This window comes from Endobacterium cereale, assembly GCF_009617585.1.
Classification (GTDB): Bacteria; Pseudomonadota; Alphaproteobacteria; order Rhizobiales; family Rhizobiaceae; genus Neorhizobium; species Neorhizobium cereale.
On record NZ_WIXI01000036.1, the window covers coordinates 1 to 12,631 of the forward strand.

Here is a 12,631-nt window from a genome sequence, read left to right on the forward strand (position 1 = left end):
TTACTCTTCCACGGCCGACCGCTTCATCGATGCGGTTCGTCAGATGGAAGGCGGCTATTCGATGCTGGCCATGACCCGCACCAAGCTGATCGCCGCCCGCGACCCTACCGGCATTCGCCCGCTGGTCATGGGTGAACTCGACGGCAAGCCGGTGTTCTGCTCGGAAACCTGCGCACTCGACATCATCGGCGCGAAATACGTGCGTGACGTCGAAAACGGCGAAGTCATCATCTGCGAAACGCAGCCGGATGGGTCCGTTTCGGTCGACGCCCGCAAGGCCGGTAACGGCCAGCCGGAGCGTCTCTGCCTGTTCGAATACGTTTATTTCGCCCGTCCAGATTCCGTCGTCGGCGGCCGCTCGGTTTATGTTGCCCGCAAGAACATGGGCATCAACCTCGCCAAGGAAGCCCCGGTCGACGCAGACGTCGTCGTGCCTGTGCCGGATGGCGGTACGCCGGCAGCGCTGGGTTATGCCCAGCAGAGCGGCATTCCGTTCGAATACGGCATCATCCGCAACCATTACGTTGGCCGCACCTTCATCGAACCGACCCAGCAGATCCGCGCGCTCGGCGTCAAGCTGAAACATTCGGCCAACCGGGCGATGATCGACGGCAAACGCGTCGTGCTGGTCGATGACTCGGTCGTGCGCGGCACCACCTCGTTGAAGATCGTGCAGATGATCCGCGATGCCGGCGCCAAGGAAGTGCACCTGCGCGTCGCCAGCCCGATGATCTACTATCCGGATTTCTACGGCATCGACACACCGGACCGCGACAAGCTGCTCGCCAACCAGTACGAGGATCTGGCGGCGATGTGCAAATATATCGGCTGCGACAGCCTTGAATTCCTGTCCATCAACGGGCTTTACCGCGCCGTCGGCGGCGAGGATCGCAACGATGCGCGTCCGCAGTTCACGGACCACTATTTTACCGGCGACTACCCGACCCGTCTTCTCGACAAGGATGGCGAAGCGGTCGGCCGCAAGGTTTCGCTTCTGGCCAGCAACGGCTGATCCGGCACATCATCATCAGTGATTGGAAAGGGCACTCGTTCCAGGACGGGCGCCTTTCTCGTTTGAAACGTCGTTGCGACACAAGGCGCGACTGACAAAAGGCCGCACCCACCATCAACGGGCGCATTGATCCGGGTCAATCGGCGGGCGAGGAAAATTTGGCATGTTACTCCTTGCAACGGAGACGACATGCCGTGTCGATTTTTATGCCCCTTTTCAGCCGCCCTGCCAGCAGTAGCCTCGCTGCGCGCACCTGCGTTCCATCGAAACGACATGCCGATGGCAGGGTGTCGCGGCCCCGTTACCCCGGCTGCGCGCAGGGTCTTGCGCATACCGGACGCCTGTGACAATCACGGTATCCGAGAGGTCGCCCGTCATAGCCGCGGAGCAATGCCTCCATAACGGCGCGCCTGCCAATGGCCGCAGCATTTAAGGGCGAGACATGACGATCGACTTGAAGGACAGGATTGCGCTGGTGACCGGCGCTTCGCGGGGCATCGGTTATTTCACCGCGCTGGAACTGGCCAAGGCGGGTGCGCATGTGATTGCCTGCGCCCGCACGGTCGGCGGCCTGGAAGAGCTGGATGACGCCATCAAGGCGGCCGGCGGTTCCGCTACCCTTGTTCCCTTCGACATCACCGACATGGCGGCCATCGACAAGCTCGGCGCCTCGATTTTCGAACGCTGGGGCAAGCTCGATATTCTCGTCGCCAATGCCGGCATTCTCGGCGTCATCTCGCCGATCGCCCATGTCGAGGCAAAAGTCTTCGAGCGCGTGATGAACACCAATGTCACTTCGATGTGGCGCCTGATCCGCTCGTTGGAGCCGCTGCTGGTCAAATCGGATGCGGGCCGCGCGCTGCTTCTCTCCTCGGGCGTCGCCACCAATCCACGCGCGTTCTGGGGCGCCTATGCGATGTCGAAGGCGGCGGTGGAAACCATGGGGCGCATCTGGGCCGAGGAAATGGCGCACACGAACCTGAAGATCAATCTCGTCAATCCCGGCGCCACCCGCACGGCGATGCGCGCCCAGGCCATGCCCGGCGAAGATCCGGAAACGCTGCCGCACCCCTCCGAGATTGCGGAAAAGATTTTGCCGCTGATGTCGCCTGAGCTGACGGAGAGCGGAAAGTTGTTCGTGGTACGGGAAAACCGGTTCGTGGAGTATCGGCTGCCGGAGTGAGCGGCCGCGACCTTCCATGAAAGGCTTGATCGGCTCGCTTTGACAAATAGCGGGCCGCTCCTCCCCTTGACCAAATCCCGACCCCGCGCCATAACCGACATCATGAAAACGACGATTTCCATTTGTGGGAACATTATCCGCTAGCGTTCGCGCTGGTCCGGTCGTTTTCGTCTCTCGAAAGCCTTGAAGACAAACGCCCCGGTCCGGTACCGGTGGTGGCATGCGCCTTGAGCACCTTGGGAGAATTTTTCAATGAGCGTCACGCTCAAGCTATACAATACCTTGAACCGCGAGAAGACGGTCTTTCAGCCGATCGATGCCGACAACGTGCGCGTCTATGTCTGCGGCCCCACGGTTTATGATTTTGCCCATATCGGCAATGCCCGCCCGGTCATCGTGTTCGATGTGCTGTTCCGGCTGCTGCGGCATGTCTATGGCGATGCCCACGTCACCTATGCCCGCAACATCACCGACGTCGATGACAAGATCAACGCGCGGGCGTTGCGTGACTTTCCGCATCTGCCATTGAACGACGCTATCCATGCGGTGACGGAAAAGACAGCCAAGCAGTTCCACGCGGATGTCGCAGCGCTCGGCTGCCTCGAACCGACCGTCGAGCCGCGCGCCACCGACAATATCGAGCAGATGATCGCCATCATCGAAAAGCTGATCGGTAACGGCCATGCCTATGTAGCCGAAGGCGAAGTGCTGTTCGATACCAAGTCGATGACCGATTACGGCCAGCTTTCCAAGCGTCCGCTGGACGAACAGCAGGCCGGCGTGCGCATCGCCGTCGATGCTCACAAGAAGAACCCCGGCGATTTCGTTTTGTGGAAGCTGTCTTCCCACAACGAACCCGGCTGGGAAAGCCCGTGGGGCCGTGGCCGGCCGGGCTGGCATATCGAATGCTCCGCAATGAGCGGCCGCTATCTCGGCGAGGTATTCGACATTCATGGCGGTGGTCTGGACCTGATCTTTCCGCATCATGAAAACGAGATCGCCCAGTCGCGTTGCGCCCATGGCACCGAGGTGATGGCCAACGTCTGGATGCATAACGGCTTCGTGCAGGTCGAAGGCCGCAAGATGTCGAAATCCGACGGCAATTTCGTCACCATCAACCAGTTGCTGGCGACAGAAGATTTCGGCGGTCGCCGGTGGCCGGGTGAAATTCTGCGGCTTGCCATGCTGATGACCCATTATCGCGAGCCGATCGATTTCTCGATTAAGCGTCTGGAAGAAGCCGAGCGTCTGATCGCCAAATGGCCGGCGGTGGATGCTTCGGAGGCAGCGCCCTGCTCGATCGTCATCGATGCGCTGGCCGACGACCTGAACACCGTCGCCGCCGTTCAGCGCCTGCATGCGCTGGCGCAGGAAGCCAATGCCGATGCGATGCTCATGCCGATGTTTGCGGCAAGCGCCGCCCTCCTCGGCGTGTTACCGAAAAAGACCGAGGTGGACGAAGCTCTGGCCAGTGCCGTGGATGCCGTGGTTTCCATGCGGCTGGAAATGCTGAAGGCCAAGAATTTTGGCGAGGCCGACAAGATCCGTGACGAGCTTTCGGCAAAGGGTATCCAGCTGAAAGACGGCAAGGATGCAGCGACCGGCGAAAGGGTGACGACCTGGGAGGTCAAGCGCTAGGATAAGACCGGTGGCGCATGTTCGCGCCACCGTATGGTGTTCTTCGATGGTTCAGGAGGCTTGAAGAGTGACCAGACAGATCTACACCGGCGGCTGCCAATGCGGTGCCGTGCGATACCGGGCGGAAGGCGAGATCGGCTTTCCGCATGTCTGCCATTGTCGAATGTGCCAGAAGGCGGCGGGCAGCTATTTCATGCCGTTCGGCGGTGTGAAGCACGAGAATTTCACGCTTACGCGCGGCGAACCGACATGGTTCCAGTCCTCCGACTGTGTGCGTCGCGGTTTTTGCAGCCGCTGCGGAACGCCGTTGTTTTACGATGGCGGCAGCGACCATATCAGCATCACGCTCGGCTCTCTGGATGAGCCCGAAAGCGTGAAGCCTGAAGTGCAGACCAACCTTGCCCGCAAGATGCCGTGGTTCAGTGATCTCGACGGCCTCAGGCACGACGACAGTTTCGACATGTCACCGGAAGACGAGGCAGCGGTTGCATCCGGCAGCCGACAACATCCTGATCATGACACCGATGCGTGGAGCGACACTCGGCCTGGGAAGGAGCGGATTTGACCTATCACGTCCATACCGGCGGCTGCCAATGCGGCGCCATCCGCTTCCGTATCGAAGGCAAACCAGGCCGGTCCTCCATCTGTCACTGTCGCATGTGCCAGAAGGCGTTCGGCGCCTATTACGCGCCGCTGGTCTCGACAGAGGGGGCGGCGTTTGCCTGGACACGCGGAGCGCCCAAATATTTCCAATCGTCCAACCATGTGCAGCGCGGCTTCTGTGACAATTGCGGAACGCCGCTGACCTATGAAGCCATGGGCACCATCGCCGTCTCGGCCGGTGCACTCGACGATCCGTCGAGCCTGCCGCCGTCGATACAATATGGCATCGAAAGCAAACTGCCTTTTGTCGAGCATCTGCATGCCCTGCCCGCCCGCCGGACGGAGGAGGACATTGCCGATGCGCCCTTCCTCGCCGACCTCAATTCCAACCAGCATCCCGATCACGATACAGACATGTGGCAGCCCATCCCGGCACGATCCGCACAGGACGCCGGCAAAACGGAGGACGATGCATGAGTGAAGCAACCAGAACAGGAGGCTGCCAGTGCGGCGCCGTCCGCTTCAGTATCCATGGCAAGCTGGGGCGGGCATCGATCTGCCATTGCCGCATGTGCCAGAAAGCCTTTGGCGGCTTTTTCGGCCCGTTGGTCACCGCGCCGGAGGGTGGACTGGAATGGACCCGTGGCGAACCAAAATACTTTCAATCCTCCGTCAACATCGACAGGGGCTTTTGCGAGAACTGCGGAACACCGCTGACCTACCGCACGCCGTCCAGCCTCGAGATAGCCATCGGTGCTTTTGACGAACGTGATGATCTGGCCCCCACGGTGCAGGTTAATCACGCGTTCCGGCTGCCTTGGGTGGAAACCATTTTCGAGGCCAATATCCATGGCGATGTGGGTTATTATGCCCGTCAGGAGCAGATTATCTCCTTCCAGCATCCTGACCACGATACCGAACACTGGCCGGAAAGGGGTCTGCACCTGTGACCGAAATTCTTCGTACATTCTATCCTGAGATCGAACCTTATGAGAGCGGCCATCTCGATGTCGGCGACGGCCATGTGATCTATTGGGAACGCGTCGGCACCAAGGGCGCCAAGCCCGTCGTCTTCCTGCATGGCGGACCGGGTGGCGGCTGCACACCGGCGCAACGCCGACTTTTCGATCCGGCGCTTTACGACGTGCTTCTGTTCGACCAGCGCGGCTGTGGCCGCTCGACACCGCATGCCGGGCTTGAGGCCAATACGACATGGCATCTGGTCGCCGATATCGAACGGCTGCGCGAGATGGTGGGTGTGGACAGGTGGCAGGTGTTCGGCGGCTCCTGGGGGTCGACACTGGCGCTTGCCTATGCGCAAACCCACCCGGAGCGAGTCAGCGAACTGCTGCTGCGCGGCGTCTATACGCTGACCAAGGCGGAGATGGACTGGTATTACCAGTTCGGCGTCTCGGAAATGTTTCCGGACAAGTGGGAGGATTTTATCGCACCCATTCCGGAAACGGAACGCCACGAAATGCTGGCCGCCTATCACCGCCGCCTGACAGGCACCGACAAGGCCGAGCAGCTGCGTTGCGCCAAGGCCTGGAGCACGTGGGAAGGCTCGACCATCACGCTTCTGCCGGATGCAGCAATGACGGCCGGTTTTGGCGAGGACCAATTCGCCATCGCCTTCGCCCGGCTGGAAACGCATTATTTCATGCATGCCGGCTGGCTGGAGGAAGGCCAGCTTCTGCGCGATGCGACGAAACTCAAAGGCATTCCGGGCGCCATCGTGCATGGCCGTTATGACATGCCGTGCTCGCTGAAATATGCCTGGCAACTGTCCAAGGTCTGGACCGAAGCGGATTTCCACATCGTCGAGGGTGCGGGACATTCGGTCTCCGAGCCCGGCATAACCGACCAGCTGATCCGGGCAACGGACCGGTTTGCAGGCAAGACCTGAAGCATATCTGACGGGCTTTGCGGCAGCCCCTCATCCGGCCGCGACCACCTTCTCCCCGTATGCGGGGAGAAGGCCAGGGAACAAGGCCACCCGGACCAACCGCAACCCATGTTCCTCGGGAGGGAACACCAATGACCCGCGACCGCATCCACCTCTTCGACACGACATTGCGCGACGGCCAGCAGACCCCCGGCGTAGACTTTTCCGTCGAGGACAAGATCGCGATTTCGGCCATGCTCGATGAATTCGGCTTCGATTATGTCGAGGGTGGCTATCCCGGCGCAAACCCGACCGACACTGCCTTCTTCACGCAACAGCGCACAACGCGGGCAAAGTTCGTCGCCTTCGGCATGACCAAGCGCGCCGGCATTTCCGCCTCTAACGATCCCGGTCTTGCCACCCTTTTGCAGGCAAAAAGCGATGCCATCTGTTTTGTCGCCAAAAGCTGGGATTACCATGTCGAGGTCGCGCTCGGCTGCACCAACGAGGAAAACCTCGAATCCATTCGCGGTAGCGTCGAGGCCGCCAAGACTGCGGATAAGGAAGCGCTTGTCGATTGCGAACATTTTTTCGACGGCTACAAGGCCAACCCGGCCTATGCCCTCGCCTGCGCCCGCATCGCATATGACGCCGGCGCGCGCTGGATCGTGTTGTGCGACACCAATGGCGGAACGCAACCGAACGAGGTGCGCGAGATCGTTTCCGCCGTCATCACCTCCGGCATTCCGGGCTCGTCGCTGGGCATCCATGCACATGACGATACCGGCCAGGCCGTTGCCAATTCACTGGCCGCCATTGAGGCCGGCTGCCGGCAGGTACAGGGCACCCTCAACGGCATCGGCGAGCGTTGCGGCAACGCCAATCTCATCACGCTGATCGGCACGCTCTGTCTCAAGGAGGCTTTTGCCTCGCGCTATGAGACCGCTATCGACCCCGAGCGCCTCACCGGCCTGACACGGCTCAGTCATGCCTTCGACGAATTGCTCAACCGCTCACCCAATCATCAGGCGCCTTATGTCGGCGCCTCCGCCTTCGCCACCAAGGCCGGCATCCATGCATCGGCGCTGCTGAAAGACCCACGCACCTACGAACATGTGCCGCCCGAAAGTGTCGGCAATTTCCGCAAGGTCATGGTGTCGGATCAGGGCGGCAAGTCGAATTTTCTCAATGCACTGAAGCGCCGCGGCATCGAGGTTGCCAAGGACGATCCAAAACTCGATCACCTGATCTCTATCGTCAAGGAACGCGAAGCTTCCGGTTATGCCTATGAAGGCGCCGACGCCAGTTTCGAACTGCTCGCACGTCGCACGCTCGGCACTATTCCAGAGTTTTTCGCCGTCGATGGTTTTCGCGTGATGGTCGAACGACGTTTCGACAGTTTCGGCCGTGTGAAGACGGTCTCGGAAGCGGTGGTGCGCATCGTGATCGATGGTGAAAACCATATGTCGGTGGCGGAAGGTGACGGGCCGGTCAACGCACTCGACCTCGCGCTGCGCAAGGACTTTGGAAAATACCAGAACGAGATCGACGACCTCGTTCTCGCCGATTTCAAAGTGCGTATCCTCAACGGCGGCACCGAGGCGATCACTCGCGTGCTGATCGAATCCACCGATGGCAGCGGCGTGCGCTGGTGGACGGTCGGCGTGTCGGAAAACATCATCGACGCCTCGTTCCAGGCGCTGATGGATTCGGTCATCTACAAGCTGATGAAGAACCGCGAGCTGGCGGGCCGGATCGCGGCGGAATAAAGCCGCGATCCATTCCGATCACCGCGCCCTCGCGGCCTTCAGCATGCCATAGGAATACACCACCAGCGCCGACCAGATGAACATGAATGCCACCAGCTTGTTAGTGCTCAGCGGCTCCTTAAACGCGAAGACGGCAATCAGGAAGATCAGCGTCGGCGCGATATATTGCATGATGCCGATGGTGGAGAGACGCAGCAGTTTGGCGCCGTTGGCATAGATCATCAGCGGCCCGGCGGTAATCGGGCCGGCCAGCATCAGGATGAACGTATCATAACCGGTGCTGTTGAAGAGATGGCCTGCGCCCGTCACTTCCAGATAGATGATGTAGGGCAGGAACGGGATGCTGATCAGAAGCACCTCCAGAAAGAAACCCTGGTTCGGGCCGATCGGCAGCGTCTTGCGGAACAGCGCATAACAGCCCCAGGTAACGGCAAGGCCGAGCGACACCCATGGCAGGCCACCGGCGCCCCAGGTGAGGATGGCGACACCGACTGCGGCAAGCGCGATGGCCGCCAGCTGCACCGGGCTCATTTTCTCACGCAAAATCACCGCGGCCAGAAAGAAGCTGAACAGCGGATTGATGAAATATCCGAGCGCACCTTCCAGCGCGTGATTGTTGGCAATCGCCCAGACATAGATGCCCCAGTTGACTGTGATGAAGGCAGCCGTGACACAGGCCATGCCGAGCATGCGAGGCGTGCGGATCGCCACCTTCAGCTCCTCAGTGCGTTTGAGGATGAGGAGGACCGCGCCAGCCACCGGCACCGACCAGATCGCCCGGTGCGCCAGAACTTCCAGCGGCGGCAGATGCGACACGGCCTTCAGATAGAAAGGCAGAAAACCCCACATCAGATAGGCGGTCAGCGCGAAGGCAAAACCGCGCGGCGTATCTTCGTTCTTGATCTGCGGCGCGACACTGTCGGTGGCCATCGGATGATCCTCCCTGCTGGATCAGCGGCTTCTAGGCTCTTGCGGCCCTATGTGCCAATTCATTCGGTTGAAGCTTACATTCAGCAAGGTCATGAATGAAAGCCATCGCGCGGTTCAGCCGTTGCGGCAGGCCTTGATCTGCCGCACTTCTGGCGAAAACACGGCTTCCTGATCGGCATCGGCTGCCACCAGCCCCACCTTGAGGAAACCAAGTTCGCGCAATCCTTCCAGCGCCGACAACACCATCTTGTAATCCAGAGATCGATCGGCACTCAGCATGATCCGCGTTTCATTGCCCTTTTCCAGCATTGACGGCAGCGCATTCAGGTTTCGCATCGTCTGGCCGCAGGCTGAGAAGTGTCCGTCTTTTCCGATGCCAAGAAGAACGGTGGCAGCAGGCGGCTGCGGCTTCACCTCCGGTAATGCAATCGGAATATCGAAAAGGACCGGCATTTGCGCCTGCGCCATAACGGGCACCATCATAAAGCCGAGACATGAAACGAGAAAAGCGAAAACTCTTCCGGCTGAAAAGCTGTTCCTCACGTCTCACACCTCATCGAACGATAATCCCCAGTCATCTTCGCCATACCATTCCTCACCCGCTGCCGGCACACACCAGCGAAAACTGCGAACGCGGGCCAGGTTGCGCCTCTTGAATGCCTCTGCAAGAGCCTCGTGGCGTCCTTCCGGCGCGGGCTCCTGCCCTTCCGCCCAGATGAAGGAGACGGGTGCGAGAAACTGCGCCCCAAAGGCACGGGGCCGCCGGTCTATCATCAGAAACGCCGCCCAGCGGCTGAAGGCGGTCGGCCGGCCGGCTTCGATCGTCGGGACCCCAAAAGGAAACAGCAACCTGCCGCCCGAAGCGAGATTGTCGATCCACGCCGCCGGTGGATGATCGAGTGCGAAATTGGCGTAGATGACATCCGCTTCCAAATCGCCCGATGCCCATTTCAGCCCATCGCCATGGACGATGCTGACCTGCGGGTAGCCGGACAATGACGTCTGTGCGCGCTCAGCCAGGGCAGCATCGTATTCCACGCCGATCACTTTACCGGAAGCACCGACGAGCTCGGCGATGATCGCCGTATAATAGCCGCTGCCGGCGCCCAGATGCACGACAGTTTCGCCTTCACGTATGCCGAGCCTGTGCAGGGCATTGGCGTGCAGCGACGGCATGCCGTTATTGACATGACGCGCGGCATCAAGCGTCACCAGCATATCCTGATAGAGTGCTAGCGGATCGCTGGAGGCGAGCTCCCGGTATTGGCTGACATCCCGGAACAGCCATGGCGGGGGGCCGAGAAAATCCTCGCGCCGGACGGTGGTAAGGGCGCTTTCCAGCCGCTGGTTCTGCGTGACACCGGCCTTGGCCAATATCTGGCGCGCATAGATGTGCCGGTAGCCCACCTCATCCTGATTGCTCATGCTCACCACCTCCACCGCAGATTGCCGAACATGATGGCAACGGACGTCAAAAATCAATGGCATACAAACGAAATGCATTGGCAGATGGCATTTGCCAAAGATAGACAGGATCAGCGCCTTAACCGATCCGGAAACACCCATGTCCAAACCGACAGCAACGCCCATCGCCGCCGAAGCTACGGGAGCGGCGGTCGTTTCGTCGGCCGTGTCGGCGAGCGACAGCCGCCGGGGATTTTTACTTGCCCTGACGGTTTACCTGATATGGGGTTTCATGCCCTTCTACATGAAGGCGCTATCGCATATCTCGCCGCTGGAATTTCTGGCCCACCGCGTACTCTGGTCCGTGCCGATCGCCGGCGTGGTGCTTCTCTGTCTAGGCCGAACCCGCGATGTGCTGCTGGCCGTGCGCTCACCCAAAACGCTGATGATGGCAAGCGTCACCGCCGTGCTGATCTCGATCAATGCCGGAACCTACGTCTGGGCAGTCAGCAATGATCGGGCGCTGGAAGGTGCGTTGGGCTACTTCATCAATCCGCTTTTCAGCATCCTGTTGGGTGCATTCTTTCTCAAGGAAAAGCTGGCGCCGGCGCAGATCCTTGCCGTTATCTTTGCCGCCATCGCGGTCGCCATCCTCACATGGGATGCCGGCAGCCTGCCATTGGTGGCGCTCACCCTGACCTTGAGCTGGGGCCTTTACGGCTTTTTCCGCAAGACGCTGCCGATTGGCCCCAACCAGGGGTTCTTTCTGGAAGTGCTGCTGCTTTCCATTCCGGCCCTGCCCTACCTGATCTATCTCGAAACCACCGGTCAGGGACATTTCCTGCAGACCGGCATGAACGACAGGTTGCTGTTGATCGGCGCCGGCTTCATTACCGCCATTCCGCTGATGACCTTTGCGACCGGCGCCAAACTGCTGCGCCTCTCCACCATCGGCATCATGCAATATATCACCCCGACCATCGTGTTCCTGATCGCAGTGTTTGCCTTCGGTGAACCGCTGAGCGGCACAAAACTCGTCGCCTTCCTGTTTATCTGGTCGGCGTTGATCTTCTACACACTTGCCATGCTGCGCCCGCTGGGCCGGCGCTGAACCGAGGATACTTCATGCAGATCAACGACATCCCCTTCGGCACCACCGACTGGTCGCAAATCGAGCCGACCGAACACAAGGGTGATACGGGTCATTCCACCTGGCGGACCCGCCACTTTGGTCCGATCCGCGTGCGCATGGTCGAACATTCGCCGGGATACCTCGCCGATCACTGGTGCGAAAAAGGCCATATCCTTCTGTGCCTGGAAGGCGAGATGACCACCGAGCTCGCCGATGGCCGGGTGTTCGTACTGAAACCCGGCATGAGCTATCAGGTGGCGGACAATGCCGAACCTCACCGCACGTCGACAGCAACGGGCGCGAAACTCTTCATCGTTGACTGAGATCTTTATCTCAAAGCTTTGAGATGACGTCCTTTTTCCCTTCGGACGTGCCCTGTTCCTCGGCACGTTCGAGGATGGCTGGAACGATCTGATCGACCTCGGAAATCACCAGCGGCTGCACCAGATGCGCGCGGTGGATAAAACCCTGATCACGCATATGGCTGACGAGATCAAGCATCGGTTTCCAGAAACCGCCGATATCGGCAAACACCATCGGCTTTTCATGGCGGCCGAGCTGCGCCCAGGTCATGATCTCGACAATCTCCTCCAGCGTGCCGATGCCGCCCGGCAACGTCACGAAAGCATCCGAACGCTCGAACATCTTGTGTTTGCGCTCGTGCATGTCCTTGGTGATGATCAGTTCGTCCAGTTGGCCGAGAGAGTGGCGGGTTGCCTCCATATCGACAAGAAATTCAGGGATGATTCCCGTCACCTGACCACCGTTCGACAATACGCCTGATGCGACCGCACCCATGATGCCCTTGGTGCCGCCGCCGTAGACGAGACGCAGGCCATGGGCGGCGATGGATTTGCCGAGCGCACGCCCCGCCGCGAGATAAGCAGGGTCGCGGCCGGGCTGAGAGCCGCAATAGACGCATATCGACTGAATTGGCACGCTTTTCTCCGTTTTTTGTTTGTTCTTCACGCGTGACGACGCACAAACGTCAAAATTGACCGGAAAGAACGCGAAGAGCAAGGCAGAAATCCTTGAAAAGCTTGTGAAGGTTGCATGAAAAGGCTATTTCCCTTTG

The 12,631-nt window shown here is 59.9% G+C and carries 14 protein-coding genes; 10 read left to right on the top strand and 4 right to left on the bottom strand.

Annotation, left to right across the window (positions count from 1 at the left end):
- The 8 genes from GAO09_RS06100 to cimA form a co-directional block, all read left to right on the top strand.
- A partial coding sequence (locus tag GAO09_RS06100; protein WP_153353159.1) for an amidophosphoribosyltransferase occupies positions 1–1,012 on the top strand: 1,012 nt, incomplete at its 5' end.
- Between the two features lie 442 nt (positions 1,013–1,454).
- Positions 1,455–2,195 carry an SDR family NAD(P)-dependent oxidoreductase gene (locus GAO09_RS06105; protein ID WP_153353160.1) on the top strand — a complete coding sequence of 247 codons (741 nt, stop codon included), beginning with the start codon at positions 1,455–1,457 and terminating at the stop codon, positions 2,193–2,195.
- Positions 2,196–2,447: 252 nt separating this feature from the next.
- Complete coding sequence (cysS, locus tag GAO09_RS06110; protein WP_153353161.1) at positions 2,448–3,833, top strand: cysteine--tRNA ligase; 1,386 nt, start codon at positions 2,448–2,450, stop codon at positions 3,831–3,833.
- A gap of 67 nt (positions 3,834–3,900) precedes the next feature.
- Positions 3,901–4,398, top strand: coding sequence for a GFA family protein (locus GAO09_RS06115; protein ID WP_324185226.1), 498 nt, complete (start codon positions 3,901–3,903; stop codon positions 4,396–4,398).
- Entirely contained in the window at positions 4,395–4,913 is a 519-nt protein-coding gene (locus tag GAO09_RS06120; RefSeq protein WP_153353162.1) for a GFA family protein, read from the top strand. Before GAO09_RS06115 ends, GAO09_RS06120 begins: the two co-directional genes overlap by 4 nt.
- Positions 4,910–5,386, top strand: a complete 477-nt coding sequence (locus GAO09_RS06125; RefSeq protein ID WP_153353163.1) for a GFA family protein — start codon at positions 4,910–4,912, stop codon at positions 5,384–5,386. Before GAO09_RS06120 ends, GAO09_RS06125 begins: the two co-directional genes overlap by 4 nt.
- Positions 5,383–6,342, top strand: a complete 960-nt coding sequence (gene pip, locus GAO09_RS06130; RefSeq protein WP_324185227.1) for a prolyl aminopeptidase — start codon at positions 5,383–5,385, stop codon at positions 6,340–6,342. Before GAO09_RS06125 ends, pip begins: the two co-directional genes overlap by 4 nt.
- A 131-nt stretch (positions 6,343–6,473) precedes the next feature.
- Entirely contained in the window at positions 6,474–8,090 is a 1,617-nt protein-coding gene (cimA, locus tag GAO09_RS06135; RefSeq protein ID WP_153353165.1) for a citramalate synthase, read from the top strand.
- 18 nt (positions 8,091–8,108) lie between these two features.
- On the opposite strand, the gene rarD (GAO09_RS06140) is transcribed toward cimA, so the two are convergent.
- The 3 genes from rarD (GAO09_RS06140) to GAO09_RS06150 all read right to left on the bottom strand — a co-directional run bounded on the left by rarD (GAO09_RS06140) (position 8,109) and on the right by GAO09_RS06150 (position 10,445).
- Entirely contained in the window at positions 8,109–9,020 is a 912-nt protein-coding gene (gene rarD / locus GAO09_RS06140) for an EamA family transporter RarD (protein ID WP_153353166.1), read from the bottom strand.
- Between the two features lie 114 nt (positions 9,021–9,134).
- Positions 9,135–9,503 (bottom strand): ExbD/TolR family protein, encoded by a 369-nt coding sequence (locus tag GAO09_RS06145; RefSeq protein WP_324185228.1) that lies wholly within the window; start codon positions 9,501–9,503, stop codon positions 9,135–9,137.
- 63 nt (positions 9,504–9,566) lie between these two features.
- Entirely contained in the window at positions 9,567–10,445 is an 879-nt protein-coding gene (locus GAO09_RS06150; protein WP_153353168.1) for a protein-L-isoaspartate O-methyltransferase family protein, read from the bottom strand.
- Positions 10,446–10,584: 139 nt separating this feature from the next.
- On the opposite strand from GAO09_RS06150, the gene rarD (GAO09_RS06155) reads away from it, so the two are divergent.
- Both rarD (GAO09_RS06155) and GAO09_RS06160 read left to right on the top strand, forming a co-directional pair.
- Positions 10,585–11,535, top strand: a complete 951-nt coding sequence (gene rarD / locus GAO09_RS06155) for an EamA family transporter RarD (RefSeq protein ID WP_153353169.1) — start codon at positions 10,585–10,587, stop codon at positions 11,533–11,535.
- A 14-nt stretch (positions 11,536–11,549) separates the two neighbouring features.
- Positions 11,550–11,879, top strand: coding sequence for a DHCW motif cupin fold protein (locus tag GAO09_RS06160; protein WP_153353170.1), 330 nt, complete (start codon positions 11,550–11,552; stop codon positions 11,877–11,879).
- Between the two features lie 10 nt (positions 11,880–11,889).
- Here GAO09_RS06160 and GAO09_RS06165 read toward each other — a convergent pair whose 3' ends face one another.
- Positions 11,890–12,525 carry an LOG family protein gene (locus GAO09_RS06165; RefSeq protein ID WP_324185229.1) on the bottom strand — a complete coding sequence of 212 codons (636 nt, stop codon included), beginning with the start codon at positions 12,523–12,525 and terminating at the stop codon, positions 11,890–11,892.
- Positions 12,526–12,631: the final 106 nt, after the last annotated feature.